Annotated in this window: 22 protein-coding genes; 7 read left to right on the forward strand and 15 right to left on the reverse strand. The window is 68.4% G+C overall.

All coding sequences use genetic code 11. From position 1 onward, the window contains the following. Nucleotides 1–18: 18 nt before the first annotated feature. Both ACKY0W_RS11860 and trxA read right to left on the reverse strand, forming a co-directional pair. A complete protein-coding gene (locus ACKY0W_RS11860) occupies nucleotides 19–840 on the reverse strand; it encodes an enoyl-CoA hydratase (RefSeq protein WP_409434221.1) in 822 nt (273 codons plus the stop codon). A gap of 26 nt (nucleotides 841–866) precedes the next feature. Continuing rightward, a complete protein-coding gene (gene trxA / locus ACKY0W_RS11865) occupies nucleotides 867–1241 on the reverse strand; it encodes a thioredoxin (RefSeq protein WP_406759348.1) in 375 nt (124 codons plus the stop codon). Nucleotides 1242–1408: 167 nt separating this feature from the next. Here trxA and ACKY0W_RS11870 point away from each other — a divergent pair, with 167 nt between their 5' ends. After that, nucleotides 1409–2062 (forward strand): DUF5666 domain-containing protein, encoded by a 654-nt coding sequence (locus ACKY0W_RS11870; protein ID WP_409434222.1) that lies wholly within the window; start codon nucleotides 1409–1411, stop codon nucleotides 2060–2062. 24 nt (nucleotides 2063–2086) lie between these two features. Here ACKY0W_RS11870 and ACKY0W_RS11875 read toward each other — a convergent pair whose 3' ends face one another. The 9 genes from ACKY0W_RS11875 to ACKY0W_RS11915 form a co-directional block, all read right to left on the reverse strand. Next, nucleotides 2087–3796, reverse strand: a complete 1710-nt coding sequence (locus ACKY0W_RS11875) for an amidohydrolase (protein WP_409434223.1) — start codon at nucleotides 3794–3796, stop codon at nucleotides 2087–2089. 124 nt (nucleotides 3797–3920) lie between these two features. Beyond that, entirely contained in the window at nucleotides 3921–4745 is an 825-nt protein-coding gene (locus ACKY0W_RS11880; RefSeq protein WP_409434224.1) for an MBL fold metallo-hydrolase, read from the reverse strand. Between the two features lie 2 nt (nucleotides 4746–4747). Next, nucleotides 4748–5089 (reverse strand): metal-sulfur cluster assembly factor, encoded by a 342-nt coding sequence (locus tag ACKY0W_RS11885; protein ID WP_409434225.1) that lies wholly within the window; start codon nucleotides 5087–5089, stop codon nucleotides 4748–4750. After that, nucleotides 5086–5583 carry a Fe-S cluster assembly sulfur transfer protein SufU gene (gene sufU / locus ACKY0W_RS11890; protein ID WP_409434226.1) on the reverse strand — a complete coding sequence of 166 codons (498 nt, stop codon included), beginning with the start codon at nucleotides 5581–5583 and terminating at the stop codon, nucleotides 5086–5088. Before sufU ends, ACKY0W_RS11885 begins: the two co-directional genes overlap by 4 nt. Next, nucleotides 5573–6850: a cysteine desulfurase gene (locus ACKY0W_RS11895; protein ID WP_409434227.1), complete on the reverse strand. Its 1278-nt coding sequence runs from the start codon at nucleotides 6848–6850 to the stop codon at nucleotides 5573–5575. The genes sufU and ACKY0W_RS11895 overlap by 11 nt, the downstream gene beginning before the upstream one ends. A 3-nt stretch (nucleotides 6851–6853) precedes the next feature. Beyond that, a complete protein-coding gene (gene sufC, locus ACKY0W_RS11900; protein ID WP_406759340.1) occupies nucleotides 6854–7636 on the reverse strand; it encodes a Fe-S cluster assembly ATPase SufC in 783 nt (260 codons plus the stop codon). A 34-nt stretch (nucleotides 7637–7670) separates the two neighbouring features. Beyond that, nucleotides 7671–8792 (reverse strand): Fe-S cluster assembly protein SufD, encoded by a 1122-nt coding sequence (gene sufD, locus ACKY0W_RS11905; RefSeq protein WP_409437752.1) that lies wholly within the window; start codon nucleotides 8790–8792, stop codon nucleotides 7671–7673. Between the two features lie 60 nt (nucleotides 8793–8852). After that, nucleotides 8853–10301, reverse strand: coding sequence for a Fe-S cluster assembly protein SufB (gene sufB, locus ACKY0W_RS11910; protein ID WP_409434228.1), 1449 nt, complete (start codon nucleotides 10299–10301; stop codon nucleotides 8853–8855). A 65-nt stretch (nucleotides 10302–10366) separates the two neighbouring features. Further along, nucleotides 10367–11119, reverse strand: coding sequence for a helix-turn-helix transcriptional regulator (locus ACKY0W_RS11915; protein ID WP_409437753.1), 753 nt, complete (start codon nucleotides 11117–11119; stop codon nucleotides 10367–10369). 207 nt (nucleotides 11120–11326) lie between these two features. Here ACKY0W_RS11915 and mptB point away from each other — a divergent pair, with 207 nt between their 5' ends. The 4 genes from mptB to ACKY0W_RS11935 are packed head-to-tail and all read left to right on the forward strand — an operon-like array spanning nucleotide 11327 to nucleotide 15731. Beyond that, on the forward strand, nucleotides 11327–13018 hold the full coding sequence (mptB, locus tag ACKY0W_RS11920) for a polyprenol phosphomannose-dependent alpha 1,6 mannosyltransferase MptB (protein ID WP_409434229.1): 1692 nt from the start codon (nucleotides 11327–11329) through the stop codon (nucleotides 13016–13018). Then, entirely contained in the window at nucleotides 13015–13953 is a 939-nt protein-coding gene (locus ACKY0W_RS11925) for an ABC transporter ATP-binding protein (RefSeq protein WP_409434230.1), read from the forward strand. Before mptB ends, ACKY0W_RS11925 begins: the two co-directional genes overlap by 4 nt. Then, nucleotides 13950–14738: an ABC transporter permease gene (locus ACKY0W_RS11930; RefSeq protein ID WP_409434231.1), complete on the forward strand. Its 789-nt coding sequence runs from the start codon at nucleotides 13950–13952 to the stop codon at nucleotides 14736–14738. Before ACKY0W_RS11925 ends, ACKY0W_RS11930 begins: the two co-directional genes overlap by 4 nt. 57 nt (nucleotides 14739–14795) lie before the next feature. Next, nucleotides 14796–15731: a COX15/CtaA family protein gene (locus tag ACKY0W_RS11935; protein WP_409437754.1), complete on the forward strand. Its 936-nt coding sequence runs from the start codon at nucleotides 14796–14798 to the stop codon at nucleotides 15729–15731. Here the strand turns inward: ACKY0W_RS11935 and ACKY0W_RS11940 are convergent. Continuing rightward, nucleotides 15687–16400, reverse strand: a complete 714-nt coding sequence (locus ACKY0W_RS11940; RefSeq protein ID WP_409437755.1) for a hypothetical protein — start codon at nucleotides 16398–16400, stop codon at nucleotides 15687–15689. The genes ACKY0W_RS11935 and ACKY0W_RS11940 overlap by 45 nt on opposite strands. A 31-nt stretch (nucleotides 16401–16431) precedes the next feature. Here ACKY0W_RS11940 and ACKY0W_RS11945 point away from each other — a divergent pair, with 31 nt between their 5' ends. Continuing rightward, nucleotides 16432–17418, forward strand: coding sequence for a quinone oxidoreductase family protein (locus ACKY0W_RS11945; protein WP_409437756.1), 987 nt, complete (start codon nucleotides 16432–16434; stop codon nucleotides 17416–17418). On the opposite strand, the gene ACKY0W_RS11950 is transcribed toward ACKY0W_RS11945, so the two are convergent. Continuing rightward, nucleotides 17415–19007 (reverse strand): PPE family protein, encoded by a 1593-nt coding sequence (locus ACKY0W_RS11950; RefSeq protein WP_409434232.1) that lies wholly within the window; start codon nucleotides 19005–19007, stop codon nucleotides 17415–17417. The two genes, ACKY0W_RS11945 and ACKY0W_RS11950, sit on opposite strands and share 4 nt — an antisense overlap. A gap of 62 nt (nucleotides 19008–19069) precedes the next feature. Further along, on the reverse strand, nucleotides 19070–20620 hold the full coding sequence (locus ACKY0W_RS11955) for a PPE domain-containing protein (protein ID WP_409437757.1): 1551 nt from the start codon (nucleotides 20618–20620) through the stop codon (nucleotides 19070–19072). Nucleotides 20621–20789: 169 nt separating this feature from the next. Here ACKY0W_RS11955 and ACKY0W_RS11960 point away from each other — a divergent pair, with 169 nt between their 5' ends. Continuing rightward, a complete protein-coding gene (locus tag ACKY0W_RS11960; protein ID WP_409434233.1) occupies nucleotides 20790–21290 on the forward strand; it encodes an NUDIX hydrolase in 501 nt (166 codons plus the stop codon). Here the strand turns inward: ACKY0W_RS11960 and ACKY0W_RS11965 are convergent. Beyond that, a complete protein-coding gene (locus tag ACKY0W_RS11965; protein ID WP_409434234.1) occupies nucleotides 21265–22188 on the reverse strand; it encodes a heme o synthase in 924 nt (307 codons plus the stop codon). The two genes, ACKY0W_RS11960 and ACKY0W_RS11965, sit on opposite strands and share 26 nt — an antisense overlap. Nucleotides 22189–22268 lie beyond the last annotated feature (80 nt).

Consider the following 22268-nt stretch of genomic DNA (forward strand, 5'->3'; position numbering starts at 1 on the left):
CGTACTCCTGTCGTGGTGCTACTTATCGTCAGTGAAGGCCGGTGGGCGCTTCTCGGCGCGCGCAGCGACGGCTTCCTCGAAGTTGCTGGTCAGCAGGCGCACGTAGAGCTGTCCGAGCCCCTCGGCCTGCATGTGCCCCTCCAGACTACCGGCGTCGAGTCCGCTCCAGAGCGTCCGCTTGGTCAATTCGGCCCCGGGGCGAGAGAAACCGGCGATCCGCTCGGCCATGTCGTAGCAGGTGTCCAGCAGGTCCGGCTGCTCCACCACCCGCGAGACCAGGCCGATTCGCTCGGCCTCGGTGGCATCGACGTCGCGGCCGGTGAGCATGATCTCGAACGCTCGCGACGCCCCGATCGCCCGGGGCAACAGGTAGCTCAGCCCCAGCTCACTGGCGGTCAGCCCGTTGTTGATGCCGGCCGCCCGAAAGTAGGCCCCGGACGCGGCGATCCGGATGTCGGCCGCCAGCGCCAGGCACAGCCCGCCACCGATGGCCGCCCCGTTGACGGCGGCGATCACCGGCTGGTGCAGTCGCCGCAGCCCCAGGATGATGTCGTCGAGCAGTTCCATCGAGCGCAGGCCGAAGGTGGGGCGGGTCAGCCCGGCCACGTGCGGCACCGAACCCGCGGACTTGTGGTCGGCGCCCGAGGAGAACCCTCGGCCCGCCCCGGTGAGCACCACCACCCGCACCGAGTTGTCGTAGCTGATTTCGGCCAGCGCATCGCGTAGCGGAACCATGACGTCGAACGCCATGGAGTTCATCCGCTCCGGGCGGTTCAGCGTGATCAGCGCGACGTGCGGACGGGGACGTTCGACCAGGATGAATTCGGATTCGGAAGACACGGATGCACGCTATCGCGTGCGTGCCCTCAGACCTGGTCGGGCTTACCCGCAGCGGCCTGCTCGGCCAACGCCGCCTCGACATCGAGATCTTTGACCTGCTGGACCAGGTTCTCCAACGCCGGAGCGGGCAGCGCACCGGCCTGGTTGAACACCAGCGTGCCCTTCTTGAAGGCCATCAGGGTGGGAATGGACCGGATCTGGGCCGCGGCGGCCAACTGCTGCTCGGCTTCGGTGTCGACCTTGGCGAACACCACGTCAGGGTGTTTCTCGGAGGCTGCCGCAAACGTCGGCGCGAACGATCGGCACGGCCCGCACCAGGACGCCCAGAAGTCGACGAGCACGATGTCGTTGTCGGCGATGGTTTCTTCGAATTTCGCTGCGGTGAGGTCTTGAGTTGCCATGATTGGCCTAACGCCCGGATACGCCGCGGTGTTCCCGGGTGCCGGCCGAGTGGTCTACACAGCGGGCTCACAGCTGGAAGCTAGCTGTCCACTAACTCGACCATCGACGGTGGTAGCACCGGCCGGCGGCACCCGTCGCCGCCGATATCAACGAACGGAGACTGCCGATGTCCCCCCGCCCGAGCACACCCACCCAGACGATCCGCGCACTGACCGGAGTGACGGCACTGTTCGCGGCCGGGTTGTTCGTCCCGGCATTGGCACACGCCCAGGGCGACCACGTGATGGGTTCGGTCTCCTCGGTGTCGGGTAACACCTTCGAGGTGGCCCGCTCCTCCGGCACCACCACGGTGGCCATGACCGACGGCACGCGGATCTTCGAGTCGGTACCCGCACAACGCGCCGAGATCACCGCCGGAACCTGCATCAAGGCCGGCGCCACTGGCGACAGCGCCCCCGCCGACAGCGGCGCCATCACCGCGAAGTTCGTGGCGATCAGCACCACGGTCGACGGCAAGTGCCCGCAGCGACCCGCCGCGGCGGCCGACGCCCCGGCGCCCCCGAAGCCGCACCGTGGCGTGCGCGGCGTGGTCGAGTCGGTCTCCGGTGACACCCTCACCATCAGTGGCCCGTCCGGGCCGACCACGGTCACGGTCAACGACAGCACCCACTTCCGCCGGATGGTCACTGTCAGCGCACCGTCGATCAGCGCCGGCAAGTGCGTCGCCGCCGGCGGGACCACGGACGGCGACGGCGTGCTGCAGGCGGCCCGGGTCACCGTGTGGGCCGGCGACGGCAACTGCCCCGAGCCGCCCGCGTAGCGGGCCTCGGCGGCACCGTAACCGCTACCCCAGCACCTTCCCGTAGGTCTGCCGGCCCATCAAGTAGGTGGCCTCCACGGCCACGTCACGCAGCTCGGCCGGCGGCACCCGGCGAGGGTTGTGCGACAGCACGACCAGATCGGCGTACTTGCCGGGCTCCAGGCTGCCGATCTCGGTGTCCAGCCGCAGTTGCCAGGCGGCGTTGAGTGTCTGCGCCTTGATCGCCGCATCCACGCCGATGCGCTGTTCGGGTGCCAGCACCCGGCCGCTGCCCTTGGCGATGCGGTTCACCGCGGTGGCGATGTTGCCGATCGGGTTGGGCGGGGTGACGGTGCCGTCATTGTGGAACGACAGGCGCAGCCCCGCGTCCAGGGCCGACCGCGCCGACATCCAGCGCGAGCCGTGGTCGGGACCGAACAGCTTGTCCACCAACACATCTCCCCAGTAATAGATGTGTTCGATGAACAGGCTGGGGGTGATTCCCAGCTGCGCGGCCCGCGCGAATTGATCGGGTCGCATGGCCCCGACGTGTTCGATCCGGGGTCGCAGCGCCGGGGGCGTGCGTGCCTGTTCGAAGGCGTCCAGCACCACGTCGATCGCGGCATCACCGTGGACGTGGCAGGAGACCTGCCAATGCTGATCGACGAAGGCCTTGGTCAGCTCCTGGATCTGTTCGGGCGAGTAGTTCATCCGGCCGCGGTGGTCGGGCCCCAGGCCCATGCCCGCGGTGGTGGCGTTGCTCAGATACGGGAAGGTGGTGAAGATGTTGCCCTGCCAGGGCGAACCGTCCGCCCACATCTTCATCCCGATCTTGTCGAACAGGACGTCGGCGCGGGCCCGCTTGCCACGAACATTCTTGGGGTCCGCGGCCAGGTCTGCGGTGCCGATCTCGTAGGCACGGACCCGCACCGCACAGTCGGCCTGCTGAGCGAGCTTGCCGAACACCTCGGATTGCGCACGCGCGTCATAGGAATGCTCGGTGGCGGTGGCGATTCCCGCGCGGGCGAGTTGGGAGTAGGCCCAGCGCAGATTGTCGCCGGCGTTGGCCATGATCGCACCGGAGAAGGGCGCCACCAGCGTCATCACCGCCCCCGCCTCACGCACCTCGCCGGTCAGCTGGCCGTCGGGCCCGTGGATGTACTGCGCCCCGGCCGGGTTTGGGGTGGTCTTGGTGATGCCGGCCGCGGTGAATGCGGCGGTGTTGCCGTAGGCGGCGTGGCCGCTGTTGGAAATGATCACCACGGGGTTGTTCGGCGCGAGCCGGGACAGTTCGTTGCGGGTGAAGGGCTGCAGGCCGGTCTGCAGCAGCGGATCCACCCCGTTGAGCAGAATCGGCTGGCCCTTGGGCGTGTCCGCCACGGCCTCGGCCAGCTTCGCGAACACCCCGCTGGCGGTGGGGACGGTGAAGGGACGCACATCGATGGCCGGCGGAGCCAGGGTGGAGCCCATCTCGAAGGGATGACCATGCGGCTCCACGAATGCCGGCAGCAGCGCCCGGCCGCGCAAGTCGACGACGGTGGTCCCCGAGCCCCGCAGTCGTAGCACCTCGTCGGCGGTGCCGACCTGGCTGATCCGGCCAGCGGTGACCGCGAGCGCCTCGGCCTCCGGAGCGCCCGGCGCCACCGTCACCACCGGGCCACCGATGAAAATGGTGTCGGCCCCCGGCCCCCGCGATCCGCACGCCGCGAGCCCGCCAACAGCTGTGCCCGCCGCCGCGGCCGCCATCCCGGCCATAAACCGTCGCCTGCTCGTCGTCACCGTGTCCGCTCGTTTTCCGTCACAGTCACGCGACGAGTATGGCAGCGCCCGTCTCCCGGGCTGCCGGCCGGGACACATGACAACGCTGACCGGTCCCGCGCTAGGTGAGGTCGTCGTGATCGCCGCGCGCCCACGCTGCGTGACGGTCCGCCGAGAACCTGACCGCGGCCACCGCATCGGTGTCGATGGTGTTGGTGTGCAACCCGTACATTCGGTCGAAGCGCAACTCCTCCAACGTTGCAGCCATCCGCTGGGCGACAGCCGCCGACAACGGAATCCGATTCGGATAGCTGCGCAGGAAGGCCACCGTGCGCCGGTCGGGGTTCGGGAAGACGGTGTCGCCGACCAGCAGCACCCCGCGCCTGTCGGCACCGGCGTCCCAGCACGCTACACAGCTGCCCGGAAAGTGGCCGCCGACCTGAATCGCGGTCAAGCCGGGCGCGAGCTCCAGCAGCCCGGACCAGTACCGGATCGCCGGGTCCGGACGCATCACCCATTCTCTGTCCGCGGCGTTGACGTACACCGGTACCCCGCCGAGTCGTCGGCCCCATTCCACCTGGGCGCCGAACATGTGCGGGTGGCTGGCGACGACGCCGAGCACCGGACCGTGCTCGAGCGCTGCGGCGACCGCGGCGTCATCGAAGAATCCCGAGGGATCCCAGAGCATGTTGCCGCTGGGCGTGCACACCAGCTTGCCCAGTTGACCGATACCCAGCGGCGGATTGCTGCCGATCCCGATCAGCCCGGGTTCCAGTTCAAAGGCGTAGGACTGCATGCCTTCAGCGGCCAAAGCGTCCAAGGTGGCCCAGCGCTGGCCGTCCGGCGGCACCCATTGCCGGTCATCGGCGCAGATGGCGCACACCTGCGGTGTCGCCTCGTGTTCGACACCGCAGGTCCGGCAGAGCCAGAACTCGGATGCCGGCACGGTCAGACCGTGAAACCGACTGCGCGCATCATTTCGCGGCCCTCATCGGTGATCTTGTCCGGTCCCCAAGCCGGCTCCCAGACCCAGGACAGGTCGACCTTCTTGACCAGACCGGCGCCCACGGTGGCGTTCTCGACCTGCTCGGCGATCATGTCCTGCAGCGGGCAGGCCGGCGAGGTGAGGGTCATGGTGACGACCGCGGCCGCACCGTCCTCGTCCTGCCGGATCGACAGGTCATACACCAGGCCCAGGTCCATCACGTTGATGCCGATCTCGGGGTCGATGACGTCGTGCATCGATTCCTCGACTTCGGCGAGCAGCTCTTCCGGTCCCAATTCGCTCATCGATTCATCTCCTGGGTTGTCCCACTGACTGATGCCAGCGTTGGTTCCTCTGTCTTCGCGAGTGCCTGCGCCAACGCATCTTTGAATGCCATCCAGCCGAGCAGCGCGCACTTGACCCGGGCCGGGTACTTGGCCACCCCGGCGAACGCGATGCCGTCGCCGAGCACCTCCTCGTCGCCTTCCACAGTGCCCCGTGAGGAGACCATTTCGTGGAATGCATCGAATGTCGTCAAGGCCTGCTCCACCGGCACACCGATCACCTGGGTGGCCAGCACCGAGGTCGCCGCCTGCGAGATCGAGCACCCCTGGCCGTCATAGGAGACATCGGCGATCTGCGTGCCGTCGGGCGACAGCGCCACCCGCAGGGTCAGTTCGTCACCGCAGGTGGGGTTGACGTGGTGCACCTGCGCGCCATAGGGCTCTCGCAGCCCGCGATGCTGCGGATGCTTGTAGTGATCGAGGATCACCTCTTGATAGAACTGCTCAAGACGCATCGCTCACGCTCCCGGAGAAGAATTCCACGGCCCGGCGAACACCCGCCAGCAGGCGCTCCACCTCCTCGTGGGTGTTGTACACCGCGAACGAGGCTCGGGCGGTGGCAGCCACATTGAACTTGCGGTGCAACGGCATTGCGCAGTGATGGCCCACCCGGACCGCGACACCGTCATCGTCGAGCACCTGACCGACGTCGTGCGCGTGCACCCCGTCGATGACGAACGACACCGGCGAGCCCCGGTCGATCATGGTGGTGGGCCCCACGATGTGCACCCCGGGGATGCCGGCGAGTCCCTCGAGGGTGGCGGCCACCAGTTCACGCTCATGGGCTGCCACCACGTCCATGCCGATCGCATCGAGGTAGCGGGCGGCCGCGGCCAACCCGACGACCTGCGAGGTCATCGGCGTGCCTGCCTCGAAACGTTGCGGTGCCGGCGCATAGGTGCTCGAAGCCATCGTGACCGTCTCGATCATCGATCCGCCGGTGAGGAATGGCGGCAACGTCGCCAAAAGCTCCCGCCGGCCGTACAACACCCCGATCCCGTTGGGCCCCAGCATCTTATGACCCGAGAACGCCGCGAAGTCCACACCCAATCCGTGGAAGTCGACCGGCTGGTGCGGCACCGACTGGCAGGCGTCCAGAACGGTGAGCGCACCCACCTCGCGGGCCCTCGACACCAGCTCGTCCACCGGCGCCAGCGCACCGGTCACGTTCGAGTGATGGGTGAACGCAACGACTTTGACGCGCTCGTCGAGTTGCAGCGAGTCCAGGTCGATGCGCCCGTCGGGCGTCACCTCGTACCACTGCAACGTCGCACCGGTGCGCCGCGCCAGCTCCTGCCAGGGAATCAGGTTCGCGTGGTGTTCCAGTTCGGTGGTGACGATGACGTCGCCGGGCCCGACCGCCCCCTCGAAACGGTCGTCGCCGAGCACATAGGACACCAGGTTCAGCGACTCGGTGGCGTTCTTGGTGAACTCCAACTCGTCCGGTTCGGCGCCGACGAAGCGCGCGATCGCGGACCGGCCGTCCTCATAGGCGTCGGTGGCCTCCTCCATCAGCTGGTGCGCCCCGCGGTGCACCGCGCCGTTGGAGGTCAGTAGAAACTCCCGCTCCGCGTCGAGCACCGGCAGTGGACGCTGCGAGGTGGCACCCGAATCCAGGTAGGCCAGCCGGCTTCCGCCGCGCATGACACGGTTCAGGATCGGGAAATCCGCCCGAATCGCGTCGAGGTCCGGCCCCGCCGAACGACTGACCGAGAGTGTCATGTTCTAGGCCTCCGCCACTGCCGCCTCGGCGGTGAAGCGCTCGTAGCCGTTCTCCTCCAGCTCGTCGGCCAGCTCCGGCCCGCCCGACTCGACGATCCGCCCACCGGCGAAGACGTGCACGAACTGCGGCTGGATGTAGCGCAGGATGCGGGTGTAGTGGGTGATCACCAGCACGCCGCCGTTCTCGGCCTCCTGATAGCGATTCACCCCTTCGCTGACCACCCGCAGTGCGTCCACATCCAGGCCGGAGTCGGTCTCGTCGAGGACGGCGATCTTCGGCTTGAGCAGGCTCAGCTGCAAAATCTCGTGGCGCTTCTTCTCCCCGCCGGAGAAGCCCTCGTTGACGTTGCGTTCTGCGAATCCGGAGTCAATGCCCAAGTCGGCGAACGCCGCACGTTGTTCCTTGATCCACGCCCGCAGTTTCGGCGCCTCACCGCGCACGGCAGTCACCGCGGTACGCAGGAAGTTCGACATCGACACCCCCGGCACCTCGACCGGGTATTGCATGGCCAGGAACAGGCCCGCGCGCGCACGCTCGTCGATGCTCATCGCCAGCACGTCTTCGCCGTCCAGGGTGATCGACCCGGACGTCACGGTGTATTTGGGGTGCCCGGCGATCGCGTAGGACAGCGTGGACTTGCCGGACCCGTTCGGGCCCATCAGGGCATGTGTCTCACCGGAGTTCACCGTCAGGTCGACACCGTGCAGAATCGGGATGTCGGCCGTGCCGTCGTCGCCGGCGGGCGACACACTCACATGCAGGCCCTTGATTTCCAGTGTGCTCATTGCTGATTCGTGTCCTTAGGTGATGCGTTCGGTTTTATCGGTTCTCGGTGACCGCGAGTTCACGCTCGACGGCCTCGGTGAGGCGCTCCTGCACGGCCGCAACGGGAATCTTGGCGATGATCTCGCCGAAGAATCCGCGCACGATCAGGCGCCGGGCCTGCTCTTCGGGGATGCCGCGCGCCTGCAGGTAGAACAACTGGAGATCGTCGAACCGTCCAGTCGCACTGGCATGTCCGGCCTGAACGATCTCACCGGTCTCGATCTCCAGGTTGGGAATCGAGTCCGCCCGGGCGCCGTCGGCCAGGACCAGGTTGCGGTTCACCTCGAAGGTGTCGGTGCCGACGCCGGTTGCGCGGATCAGCACGTCGCCGACCCAGACGGTGTGCGCGTCCGGCAGCGCCGAACCCGGGTCGCCCTGCAGCGCGCCCTTATAGAGCACGTTCGACCGGCAGTTGGGCTGGGCGTGGTCGACCAACAGCCGCGATTCGAGGTGCTGGCCGTCGTCGGCGAAGTACAGGCCGAGCATTTCAGCGTCGCCACCCGGGCCGTCGAACCGGACCCGCCCGGTCAGGCGTACCAATTCGCCACCCAGCTGCACGGCACTGTGGCGCAGCACCGCGTCCTTGCCCAGCGCCGCGTGGTGCATGGTGACGTGCACCAGGTCCGAGGCGGCGTCGGCGATCCAGACCACAGTCAGCTGCGCGCCGTCGCCGACCACGAATTCGACGTTGTCGGCGTAGGTTCCGCTGCCCCGCACGTCGATCACGACGGTCGCCCGCGACAGTTCCTCGGCACGCAGCTGCAGGTGGCCGTAGGCCGTGGCCCCCGCACCCGGTCCGGTGACAGTGATCCCGATGGGCTCCTCGACGCTCACTTCCTTGGGCACGGTGACCACCGTCGCCTCACGAAACGCCGAGAAGGCCTGGGCCGCAATGCGGTCCGCGGGCACACCCGCGGCACCCAGCCGGTCGTCACCGCGCGCGACCGTCTCGATCCGCACGGCATCCGAGCCGAGGACCTCGATGGCGGCGACCGCATCAGCGACCGCGGAGCCGTCGTGCAGGCCGCGCAGCCGGCGCAGCGGGGTGAAGCGCCAGACCTCGTCGCGACCGTGCGGCACCTCGAACGCCTCGACGTCGAACGAGGTGAACTGCATCCCCTTGTGGAAGCCTTCGGCCGCCTGGGTCAGGTTGGTACCGGCAATGGAGCTTGTCACCTAGCCCACCGAGCCTTCCATCTGCAGCTGGATCAGCTTGTTGAGTTCCAGCGCATACTCCATCGGCAGTTCCTTGGCGATCGGCTCGACGAAGCCGCGTACCACCATCGCCATCGCCTCGTCCTCGGTCAGGCCGCGACTCATCAGGTAGAACAGCTGGTTCTCGCTGACCTTCGACACGGTGGCCTCGTGGCCGACGGTGACGTCATCCTCACGGATGTCGACGTAGGGGTAGGTGTCGCTGCGGCTGACATTGTCGACCAGCAGCGCATCGCATTTCACGCTCGACTTGGCTCCGTGAGCACCCTTGTGGATCTCCACCAGCCCGCGGTACGAGGACCGACCGCCGCCACGCGCCACCGACTTGGAGACGATGTTGGACGACGTGTTAGGCGCCAGGTGCAGCATCTTGGCACCGGTGTCCTGGTGCTGGTCCTCGCCGGCGAACGCCACCGAGAGCACCTCGCCCTTGGCGTGTTCGCCGGTCATCCAGACCGCCGGGTACTTCATGGTGACCTTGGAACCGATGTTGCCGTCGACCCACTCCATGGTGGCGCCGGCCTCGGCCCGGGCCCGCTTGGTGACCAGGTTGTAGACGTTGACCGACCAGTTCTGGATGGTGGTGTAGCGGCAGCGGCCGCCCGGCTTGACGACGATCTCCACCACCGCGGAATGCAGCGAGTCCGAGGTGTACACCGGCGCGGTGCAGCCCTCGATGTAGTGCACATAGGCGTCTTCGTCGATGATCATCAGCGTGCGCTCGAACTGGCCCATGTTCTCGGTGTTGATCCGGAAGTAGGCCTGCAGCGGGATGTCGACGTGCACGCCCTTGGGCACGTAGATGAACGATCCCCCGCTCCACACCGCCGTGTTGAGCGCGGAGAACTTGTTGTCTCCGGCCGGGATCACCGTGCCGAAATACTCGCGGAACAGCTCCTCGTGCTCCTTGAGCGCGGTGTCGGTGTCAAGGAAGATGACCCCTTGTGCCTCAAGGTCTTCACGGATCTTGTGGTAGACGACCTCGGATTCATACTGGGCGGCGACGCCACCGATGTAACGCTGCTTTTCGGCCTCCGGGATGCCCAGGCGGTCGTAGGTGTTACGGATGTCGTCGGGCAGGTCGTCCCAGGTCTGAGCCTGCTTCTCGGTGGAGCGCACGAAGTACTTGATGTTGTCGAAGTCGATGCCGGACAAGTCCGAGCCCCAGATGGGCATCGGCTTCTTCATGAACGTCCGGTAGGCACGCAGCCGGGCCTTGAGCATCCACTCCGGCTCGTTCTTCTTCGCCGAGATGTCGCGCACGACGTCCTCGGAGATTCCGCGCCGGGCGGCCGCGCCCGCGACATCGGCGTCGGCCCAACCGTATTCGTAGCTGCCCAGCGAAGCGATCGTCTCTTCCTGGGTGGCCGGCTCCGCGGTTGCTGCGGTGGCCTCCGGTGTGAGTGTCATGGTGACGCTCCTTGTGCTCGTGATGGCTTCGGCGCAGGGTGTGGGCCGAAGGTCGTTCGGTGCTGCTAGTGCTGTTTTTTGCTGGTCGCGGCGGCGCCGGTCTTCCCGGCCTTTGCGGCCTTGGCGCTTCGGTTGGTCAGCGGCACATGAGTGGTGCAGACGTAGCCGCCGTCGGCGATGGTCGCCAACCGCTGCACGTGGGTGCCCAGCACCTCGGCCATCGCCTGCCGCTCGGCCCGGCACAACTCCGGGAACTCCTTGGCGACGTTGGCCACCGGGCAGTGGTGCTGCAGTATCTGGACGCCCGGTACGCCACCGTCCACCCGCGCGGTGGTGGCGGCGTAACCGGCCTCCGTCAGCGCGCCGGCGATGCGCTGCGCGGTGGCCTCCAGGTCGCCGTCGTCATCGGCGTCACTGCCGGCGGCGACGGCCGCGACCTTGGCCAAGATGGTGTCGATGCGCTGTCGCGCGAAGTCGACCACCGCGTCCTCGCCGCCGATCTCGCGCAGCTGACGCATAGCGGCCACCGCGAGGTCGTCATACCGGTGGCCGAGCTTGCCGCGGCCGGCCTCGGTGAGCTGGAACCGCTTCGCCGGCCGCCCGCGCCCCACCTGCTGCCAGGATGCCGCCGCATGTGCCTCGGCGTCACCCATCTCGATCAGGGCGTCAAGGTGGCGGCGCACCCCGGCGGCCGACAGGCCCAGCCGGGCGCCGATCTCCCCTGCGGTGATCGATCCGGATTCCATCAGCAGGCGTACCACCGCGTGACGGGTGTCGTGGCCACCGGCGACGTCGGCCGCCGGCTGGGCGTCCGCCATAACCGCACCGACGGGGCGCTGCCCGGCGGCTTCGGTTGCGGCGTTCACCTCCCCCATTTCGGAGGCCTCGATTTTCACAACACCAGTGTGACGCAATTCCAGGGCACGGTCTAGAAAGGGTTACCTCAGTTCAGCCCGGATCGGCCGTTGCGCTGATCACACTGCGCGTGCGCCGGCCGCAAAACTAGCGGCCGTTACGCTGCTGGGATGGCCCTCCGCCGGCATTCGCTGAGCACGTCGATCGCGCACCTGCACGGCGATGAGCGCACTGTCGGCTCCCCGCTCAACGCCGCTGAGCTGGTCGCATTGCGGCGCACCCGGCTGTTCGGTGCGACCGGCACGGTGCTGATGGCCATCGGTGCGCTCGGCGCGGGTGCGCGCCCGGTGGTGCAAGACCCGACCTTCGGGGTCCGGCTGCTGAATCTGCCGTCGCGGCTGGCCACGGTGGCACTGACCATGACCACCACCGGCGCGGTGATGATGGCGCTGGCCTGGCTGATGCTGGGGCGCTTTGCGCTGGGCAAGCGACGGATGTCGCGCAGCCAACTCGACCGCACCCTGCTGCTGTGGATGCTGCCGCTGCTGGTCGCCCCGCCGATGTACAGCAAAGACGTCTACTCCTACCTGGCGCAGAGCCAGATCTCCCGGCTGGGCTTGGACCCCTACCGGGTGGGCCCGGCCCCGGCCCTGGGCCTCGACCATGTCTTCACCCTGTCGGTGCCCAGCCTGTGGCGGGAGACGCCGGCTCCTTACGGGCCGCTGTTCTTGTGGATCGGCCGCGGAATCTCGGCGTTGACCGGCGAGAACATCGTCACCGCGGTGCTGTGTCACCGAGTGGTGGTGCTGCTCGGGGTCGGATTGATCGTGTGGGCGGTGCCGCGCCTGGCAGCGCGCTGCGGGGTCGCCGAGGTCAGCGCCCTGTGGCTCGGTGCGGCCAACCCGCTACTGCTGATGCATCTGGTCGCCGGCATCCACAACGAGGCGCTGATGCTCGGACTCATGCTGACCGGCACGGAGTTCGCGTTGCGCGGGATCACCGCGGCCAAACCGCTATGGCCGGATCTGCGCCGTCGCCCCAGCCGGGACGACTGGGCACCGCTGGCCGAGCTGCTCACCGGCGCCGTGCTGATCACGCTGTCGTCGCAGGTCAAACTGCCATCACTGTTGGCACTCGGTTTCGTCGCCATGGCGCTGGGCTGGCGCTGGGGCGGCGATGTGAGGGCGTTTCTGCTGGCCGGCACGGGCATGGCCGCTCTGGCTGCGGCGGTGACGGGCTTGATCGGGTGGGCCAGCGGGCTGGGCTTCGGGTGGGTCTTCACCCTGGGCACGGCCAACGTGGTGCGCAGCTGGATGTCGCCTCCGACGCTGATCGCTCTGGGCACCGGCCAGGTCGGGATCCTGCTGGGTCTGGGTGATCACACCACCGCGGTGCTGTCGCTGACGCGTGCCATCGGTGTCCTGATCATCGCGGTGCTGGTGGTGTGGCTGCTGCTGGTGGTGTTCAACGGGCGGCTGCATCCGGTCGGCGGTCTCGGAGTTGCGCTGGGCATCACGGTCCTGCTGTTTCCGGTGGTCCAGCCGTGGTACCTGCTGTGGGCGATCATCCCGCTCGCCGCCTGGGCCACCCGACCGCAGTTCCGGGTCGCGGTGATCGCGGTGACGCTGGTGGTGGGCATCTTCGGCCCGACGGCCAACGGCGACCGTTTTGCCCTGTTCCAGATCGTGGACGCCACCCTGGCGAGCGCCGTCGTGGTGGCGGGGCTGTTCCTGCTGACCTATCGACGGCTGCCGTGGCGCGAGTTGCCGGCTGAAGCTGACCACCCGACGGGCGGTGCACCGGCCGAGGAGCCCACCCCGCGGCCGGCCGCTGCCACCGACGCTTACGCTGATTCTCCGTGAACTCAGCTGTCGCGGTGCGCTTGCGCGGGGTGCGTAAGCGTTACGGGACCGGTCCGTCTGCGGTCGAAGCGGTCGCCGGCCTCGATTTCGACGTCCAGACCGCCGAAGTGTTCGCCCTCCTCGGCCCCAACGGCGCCGGGAAGACGACCACGGTCGAGATGTGCGAGGGCTTCGTCCGCCCGGACTCCGGAACCATCGAAGTGCTCGGCTTGGACCCGGTCGCCGACAATGACCGGCTTCGGGAGCGCATCGGGGTGATGCTGCAGGGCGGCGGCGGCTACCCGGCCGCACGTGCCGGGGAGATGCTCAAGCTGGTGGCGTCGTATTCGGCCAACCCGCTGGACCCGCAGTGGCTGCTGGACACCCTGGGCCTGACCGACGCGGCGCGCACCACCTATCGGCGGCTTTCCGGCGGGCAGCAGCAGCGGCTCGCCTTGGCCTGTGCCCTGGTCGGCCGGCCCGAGCTGGTGTTCCTTGACGAGCCGACCGCGGGCATGGACGCCCACGCCCGCTTGCTGGTGTGGGAGCTGATCGACGCGTTGCGGCGCGACGGCGTGACCGTGGTGCTCACCACCCACCACCTACGTGAGGCCGAAGAGCTGGCCGACCGACTGTTGATCATCGACCACGGCGCGGTGGTCGCAGCCGGCACCCCGACGGAGTTGACCCGTAGCGGAGCCCAGGGGCAGCTGCGGTTCACCGCACCGCCGCGACTGGATCTGTCGTTGCTGATCATGGCGTTGCCGGAGGGCTATCGGGCCAGCGAGGTAATGCCCGGCGAATACCTCGTCGAGGGAACGGTGGACCCCCAGGTGCTGGCAACCGTGACCGCCTGGTGCGCGCGCCTGGATGTGCTGGCCACCGCACTGCGGGTCGAGCAGCGCAGCCTGGAGGACGTGTTCTTGGAGCTGACCGGACGGGAGCTACGCGCATGAGCAACCAACAAGTCTTCGCGCCCGGCACCTTCACCCCCGACCCTCGTCCGGCCAGCGTGCCGGCGATGCTGGCCGCGCAGTACCGGTTGGAGCTGACCCTGCTGCTGCGCAACGGCGAGCAGCTGCTGCTGACGATGTTCATTCCGATCACCCTGTTGATCGGCCTGACGGTGCTACCGCTGGGACCGTTCGGTGAGGGCCACGCCGAACGCGCTACCACCGTGCTTCCGGTGATCATGTCGCTGGCGGTGATCGCCACCGCGTTCACCGGCCAGGCGATCGCCGTGGCGTTCGACCGGCGCTACGGGGCGCTGAAACGGCTGGGCGCCACGGCTCTCCCGGTCTGGGGTGTCATCGCCGGCAAATCTCTGTCGGTCGCCACGGTCGTTCTGCTGCAGTCCGTGCTGCTCGGGGCGATCGGCGCAGCGCTGGGCTGGCGGCCGACACTGGCCGGCCTCGGCCTGGGTGCGGTGGTCATCGCGCTGGGGACCGCCTGTTTCGCGGCGTTGGGTCTGCTGCTCGGCGGCAGCCTGCGCGCCGAGATCGTGCTGGCCGGAGCCAACCTGATGTGGTTCGTGTTCGGTGGATTCTCCGCGCTGACGGTGGAGACCGACCTGGTACCCGGCACGGTCCGCTGGCTCGCCCAGCTGACCCCTTCGGGGGCGCTCACCGAGGCGCTGGCGCAAGCGCTGAGCGTCTCGATTGATTGGTTCGGTATCGCGGTGGTGGCGGTGTGGGGTGTGTTGGCCGCCGTCGGTGCGGTGCGGTGGTTCCGGTTCAGCTGACCTACTACGGAATGTAGTTACCGATCCTCTACGATCAGGCCCGTGGGACGGTTCCTGATGCGCTTGGTGGACCTGCTGCCCGAACCGGGCCTGCGGACCCAGCGATGGCTGGCTGCCGCGGTCGTATTCACCCAGGGATTCATCTCGGTCACCGGCGCGATCGTGCGGGTCACCGCGTCCGGATTGGGCTGCCCGACGTGGCCGCAGTGCTTCCCGGGCAGCTACGTTCCGGTTGCCGTCTCGGAAGTTCCGCGGATTCATCAGGCCATCGAGTTCGGCAACCGCATGGTCACCTTCGCCGTCGTGATCACGGCGGCGCTGGCCGTGCTGGCGGTGATTCGGGCCCGGCGGCGTACTGAAGTCCTGGTCTATGCCTGGCTGATGCCCGGCTCCACGGTGTTGCAGGCGGTGATCGGCGGGATCACCGTACGCACCGGGCTGGCGTGGTGGACGGTGGCCGTGCACCTGCTGGTCTCCATGCTGATGGTGTGGCTGGCGGTGCAGTTCTACGCGAAGGTCCGCCAGACCGACGACGAGTCGGCGGTGGTGACCTACCGGGTCCCGACGCCGTTACGCGGGCTGACCGCGCTGTGTGCCGTCACGCTGGCCGCGGTACTGGTGACCGGAACCCTGGTGACCGCCGCCGGACCGCACGCCGGCGACAAGAGCGCGACCCGCACGGTGGCCCGCCTCAAGGTGGAGGTCGCCACACTCGCCCATCTGCACGAGTCGCTGCTGATCGGATTCCTTGGACTGCTGGTGGGCTTGGCCTTCGGGTTGGCTGCGGTACAGGCGGCCAAGCCGGTGATCCGCCGGCTGGCAGTGGTGACCGTCCTGACCTTGGCTCAGGGGCTGATCGGGGTCGTCCAGTACTTCACCGGCGTTCCCGCCGTGCTGGTCACCCTGCACGTGGCGGGTGCGGTGCTGGTCACCGGCGCGACCGCGGCACTATGGGCGTCGCTGCGCCAGCGGACCCAACCCGAGTCGCTCTAGCGCCGCGGTGACCTCGACGGCGAAGCGGCGCTGCGCCCGGTCTCGTTCGTCGGCGTCGAGTTCGCTGAGACCCAGTTGCGGCGCAATCAGATCCAAGCTGACCAGGCGCGCATCGGCGCCGGTTCCGGTTACGTCGGCGCGCGCGTAGAGCAGCTCTTCGATCCGGATGCTCAAGCGTTCGGCCGCCGAACGCAGGGCGGCACGTCCGACGTCCCACAGTTCGAAGTCGGGATCGGAACCTTCAGCACCGAATGCGTGCGATCGGCCGGCGCCGAAGAACACCAGCGTGCTGACCTCGGCCGGTGGCCGTCCCACCAACGTCGGCACCCCGTCGCACTGCAGGTCGGCCAGGTAGCGCCCGTCGGCGTTCCATGCCACCGCTTCGGGCGGGTTCAGCAGATGGGCGACCCGCGTCGTCCATTTCGTGAATTCGGCGTGCCGGACCGGGTCGCCGCCGGCCGTGCGAAGAATCACCAGGTCCGCTTCCAGTGTCTCCGGATCGTCCCAGGGCAATTGGCGGGCGTGCAGCCCACGATGACGCAGCGCCGCGACCAGGCCGGCGTCGTCATCGGCGTCATCGGTCGCCTTCCCGCCGCGGTGGTGGCCGCGCCGCGGATCGACCGCCAGCACGACGCGCGGGTGGAAGATGTCGGGCCGGGCCAGCTTCATGCAGACCTCATATTCGGAGATGATAGTCACCATGTACGCCGTGGAAGTGGCCGCGACCGGCGGCCCCGAAGTTTTGAACCTTGTCGACAGACCGCAGCCCTCCCCCGCCTCCGGTGAGGTGCTGATCCGCGTCGAGGCCGTCGGGGTCAACTACATCGACACGTATTTCCGCTCCGGGATCTACCCCGCCGCGCTACCGTTCGTGGTCGGCAGTGAGGCCGCGGGCACGGTCGCCGAGGTCGGCGCGGGTGTGACCGCACTGGCCGTGGGCGATCGCGTGGTGACGGCGGCCGCGACCGGCGCCTACGCCCAATACTGCACGGCGCCAGCATCTTTGACGGCACCTATTCCCGACGGCGTTGAGGCCGGGGTGGCCGCTGCCGCGCTGCTCAAGGGCTTGACGGCGCACTACCTGATCAAGTCGGTGTATCCCGTTCAGTCCGGCGACACCGTGTTGTTGCACGCCGGTGCCGGCGGGGTCGGACTGATCCTGACGCAATGGGCCACCGCGCTCGGTGCCCGGGTGATCACCACGGTGTCGAATCCGTCCAAGGCCGAGTTGTCGCGGCAAGCCGGCGCCGTGGAGGTGCTCGACTATCCCGGCTCGGCGCCTGAAGACGCCGCGGCCTTCGGCGCCCGGGTCCGGGAGTTGACCGACGGCGGGGTCGTGGCGGTGTACGACGGGGTGGGTGCGTCGACGTTCGACGCCAGCCTGGCCAGTCTCGCTGTCCGGGGCACCCTGGCGCTGTTCGGCGCGGCCAGCGGCCCAGTGCCACCAGTCGACCCGCAGCGACTCAATGCCGCGGGCTCGGTCTACCTGACACGTCCCAACCTGGCCCACTTCACCCGTACCGCACCGGAATTCACCTGGCGTGCGGGCGAACTGTTCGAGGCTATCGCCAACCGCACGATCACGGTGACGGTGAGTCGGAACTATCCGCTGGCCGAGGCGGCCCAAGCCCACCGCGACTTGCAGGGCCGCCAGACGGTGGGCTCGATCGTGCTCGACGCCTACTAACCCGCACCCCAGGTCTCGGGCAACATCGGCTCCCGCGGACCGTCGGCGAACTCGGCACCCGCCAACCGGATCAGCCCGGTCGGCGCGGATAGGTCGGTGCGTGCCGCCCCGGCGCGTCCCAGCTCACCGGCTCCGTGATCCGAAGCCGGTGTCGGCCCCCAATCCGGGCAGACGCCGACCGTCAGATCCATCACCGCGTCGTCGTGGCCCGGCCTGGTCTTGCGTCGGCGCAGGCGCTTGGACCGGCGAGCGGCCTCTTCCGCCTCAGCTGAAGCGGCGGACGGGGTGGGCGACTTCCTGCTGGCAGCGGCCGGGGCCCCGACGTGTGCGCCGAGACCCGAGCCGGAATCGACGCCAGGCCCGCCACCGATCAGGTAGGGCATCAGCGGCGCGTTCGCGGGCACGGGCGCCGGTGGCGCGGGTGCCGGAGCCGGTGGGCTCGCACCGGCCGGGGCGGACGCCGGCGGTCCGGCAGGCGGGCCGGCCGGCGGCGTCGCCACAGTCGGGCCCACCGCGACGCCCGAGACGTCGGCGACGTGCATCGGTGGCGTCGGGGCCGCAGCCGGACCGGGCGCCGGCAGACCCAGCCCGGCCAGACCGGCAAGGCCGCCCAGAGTGCCGGCGGGAGCGACCACGGCACCCGCGGCGGCGACGAACAGCGCCGGAGACTGACTGATCGTCGTCGCCAACTGGGCGATGTGGGTCGGCCAGTCGAAGAGCGCCAGCGCCGCGAAGTACTGCAGCGCCGGAATGATCTGGCTGGGGTCCTGGCTGATGTAAAGGAAATCCTCGAACAGCTCCAGGGATCTGGCCATGTACCACATCGGGTCCGCGGCGTTGACGTAGAAGTCGTAGACCTGACCGTTGAGGGTGCCGGCGGCGGGATTCCAATTGATCCCGAAGTTCTGCAGAAAATTCGAGACGGCCGTGGTCAAGGCGTTGGAGACCATCGGATCATGCGCGGTCACACCGTCTTGGATGCCCAGGGCCTTCAGAATCGGCTCGAGAAAATCCAGGAGTCCTTGCAACGGATTCTGCCACGATGGGGGCGGTGATGAGTCTTCGGCCGGGTTCTGAATCGGAGCCGCCGCGGCGGCCCGAGGGCTCGACGCGACCAGGGCTTCGCTGACCCCCTGATAGGTCGCCATCGTGGTGGCGGCCTGCACCCACATCCGGAAGTAGTCGGCCTCGTTGAGCGCGATGGGAATGGTGTTGATCCCAAAGAAATTCGTCGCCACCAACACCCCGTGGGTGGCGTGGTTGGCGGCCAACTCCGGCAACGTGGGCATCGCCGCCAGCGCGGCCGTATAGGCCGCCGCCGTCTGTTCATGCTCGGCCGCCATCCGGGCACTGTCGGCACCGGCCCGAGATAGCCACGCCAGATACGGCAGATGCGCCGCCTGATACTGCTCACCGGCGACACCGCGCCACAATCCCGCCGCAACCGATGCCAGCAGTGCGGTCAGTTCCTGCGCCGCTGTGGCGTATGCCGTGCTCAGTGACGACCATGCGCCGGCGGCAGCGAGCAGGGGGCCGGGACCGGGACCGGAACTGAGCAGCGTCGCATGCACCTCAGGCGGAGACGCCATCCACATAGGCCCGAACACGAGAATTCACTCTAGCGAATCCATAGTTTCGGGTACCCGAACTCCTACCCTTTTTCGTCCCGCCAGCCGCCCGGAAGCAAGGGCATGCGCGGCGTGTCGTCGAAGGTGCCGCCGGACGACACCGCCAGTCCCCCGGCGCGTGTGTGGTCGCGAGCCAGCGTCCCGGCGAATCCGGTCAATCCGCGAGACGATGCTGTCACGCTCGGGTCGGCCGGATCAGCCCAATCCGGTATCACCTCGACGTTGAGGTCCATGACGGCGTCGTCGGGCCGGCGCAGCTTGGCGCGCCGGCGACGTCGGGCCCGCTGTTGGTCGCGCTCGGCCGCGGTTGCCGCAGCGGCAGCCTCCGAACCGCGCGGCTCGGAGGCCTTGCGCGACGCTCCCGCGCCGACGGGCATGCCGGAGCCGGTACCGGTACCGGGCGGGCCGAGCAGATACGGCGGGAAGAACGGCGTGGCACCTGGCGGCGCGGGCGGCGGCGCCGGCGCGGGGCCGCTGACACCCGCCGTCGCGGGGGCCGGCGCTGGAGTCGGCGCCGGGGCCGGCGCGGTCGGCATCGCCGGTGCGGACGCTCCCGCTGAGGCCGATCCGACCCCGGCAAAGGCATCGGGAGCGGCGCCGGGCGGCAGCGGCGCAATCGGCTGCGGAAGGCCGGCCAATCCGGCCAGCCCGGCGAAACCTCCCACCGCGCCCACCGGGGCGACCAGCATGCCGACCGCGGCGGCGAACAACTGGGGCGACTGGGCCAGCCAGGAACCGATCTCGGCGAGGTGCGTCGGCCAGTCGAACTCGGCGAGCTGGACAAGGTACTGGAACGCCAGTGCGGGATTCTGCTGGAAATTCACGCCGAGCTGCTGAAAGTCCTCGAACAGCTCGAGGGCCCGCACCAGCCAGAACATCGGCTGATTGGGATCGACGTACTCGTCATAGGGAATGCCGTTCATCATCGCGTGAGCGGGATCCCAATTGATCTGCCCGTTGCTGGCGGTCTGCAGAATCTTGGCGATCAGCTGATCCAGCGGATCGTTGACGGTGGGGTCGGTGCCCTCGTCGTCATCGGCGGGTTGCGCATCGACCTTGAGGATCGGGGGCGCCGCCGGAGTGTGCGGCACCGAAGCCACCGCCGCACCACTGACCGCTTGATACGTCGCCATCGTCGCCGCGGCCTGCACCCACATCCGCACATAGTCGGCCTCATTGAGCGCAATCGGAATGGTGTTGATCCCAAAGAAGTTCGTCGCCACCAGTACGCCGTGGGTGGCGTGATTGGCGGCCAGTTCCGGCAACGTCGGCATGGCGCCCAACGCGCTGACGTACGCCCCGGCGGCCGTCTCGTATTGGGTTGCGGCCGCCACACTGTCGGCGCCCGCCTGAGTCAGCCACGCCAGGTAGGGCGAGTGAGCCGCCACATAGGCCTGCGCGCTCGGACCTTGCCACGCCCCGGCCTGCACGGACCCCAGCAGCGCCAGCAGGTCCTCAGCGGCGTCGGTGTACTGGACTCCCAGTGCCGACCACGCGGAAGCGGCGGCCAGCAGGGGGCCGGGCCCCGCTCCGGCGCTCAGCAACGCAGAGTGCACCTCGGGCGGAGATGCCATCCACACCGGCAGCGCGGCTGTCACGGCCGGGCGCCCGCCCACTTGTTGAATATGATTGTCATTATCGTCGATTGAATACCCGCTGCCGGCCCGGCACAAGGTGTGCCACCCTCGCGTTACCTGCGCTAATGCTGTGAGATCAACCGAGCCGGCTGGCACCATCGATCACATGCCGATTCCGCAATTCATCGTCGATCTCCGGGCGCACGTCGGCCACTCCCCGCTGTGGCTGATCGGCGTGACGGCAGTGGTTATCCGCGGCGACGAGGTGCTGCTGGTCGAACGCGCCGACAATGGCATCTGGGCGCCGGTGACCGGGATCGTCGACCCCGGCGAAGAGCCGGCTGACGCCGCCGTGCGTGAGGTCGCCGAGGAGACCGGTGTCACGGCGGCGCCCGAGCGACTGGCCTGGGTGCACGCCACCCCGCCCGTCACGCATGTCAACGGCGACCAGGCGCAGTACCTCGACCACGTCTTCGTGATGCGGTGGCTAGCGGGTGAGCCCTACGCCGCCGACGACGAGAGCACCGACGCGCGCTGGTATTTGCGCACCGCGCTGCCCGAGATGCCGGAGCGGATGCGGATGCGGATCAGCGCGGCGTTCGGTGCGGGCCGGGAAACCCGCTTCGAATGGAGCGAGGGTTCTAGAACAGCGTGGGCAGGCCGATGACCGAGTCCACCGCCAACGCGCAGAAGACCAGCGCGAGGTAGTTGTTCGACTGCAGGAAAAGCCGCAGCGGCTTGACCGGCTCACCGCGACGTACGCCCGCGTACAGCTGGTGGGCCATAGCCAGGAACCACGCGCCGGCCAGGACGGCCACCGCCGCATACAGCCAGCCTGCGGCGGGTACCAGCGCCAACGTCGCCAACACTGTCGCCCAGGTGTAGACGACGATCCGGTGGGTGACCACGTGCTCGCTGGCGACCACCGGCAGCATGGGCACCCCCGCCGCCGCGTAGTCCTCCTTGTAGCGCATCGCGAGCGCCCAGGTGTGCGGCGGCGTCCAGAAGAAGATCACCAAGAACATCACCAGCGCGGGCCAGCCGACGGTGCCGGTGACCGCGGACCAGCCGATCACCACCGGCATGCAGCCGGCCGCCCCGCCCCAGACCACGTTCTGGGAGGTACGTCGCTTGAGCATCATCGAGTAGATCAGCACGTAAAACGCGATGGTGGCCGTGGCCAGCAGGCCCGAAATCAAGTTCGTGGTACGCCACAGCCACATGAACGAGCCGGCACCGAGTGCCAGGCTGAACAACAGGGCGTTGCGGGTCGGCACTGCGTCGCGAGCCAGCGGACGGCGCGCGGTGCGCTTCATCACCTTGTCGATGTCGGCGTCGACCACGCAGTTCAGCGCGTTGGCGCTGGCGGCGGCCAGCATCCCGCCGATCAGCGTGTTGAAGATCAACAACGGATTCACCGTGCCGCGGTCGGCCAACAGCATCGCCGGAATGGTCGTGACCAGCAGCAACTCGATGATCCGCGGCTTGGTCAGCGACAGGTACGCCAACAACGTGTTGCGCACAGCGCGTATTCGGCGCGGCTGGGCGCGCTCGCGAATACTCACGTGAAGACTCCTAGGATGGCAGCTGCGACGGCAGCTTCTACTACGGACGATGGTAGACCGCCTGGCCAGGTCGTCCGAAT

It is taken from the genome of Mycobacterium sp. SMC-14, assembly GCF_046250075.1.
In the GTDB taxonomy this organism is placed as follows: domain Bacteria; phylum Actinomycetota; class Actinomycetes; order Mycobacteriales; family Mycobacteriaceae; genus Mycobacterium.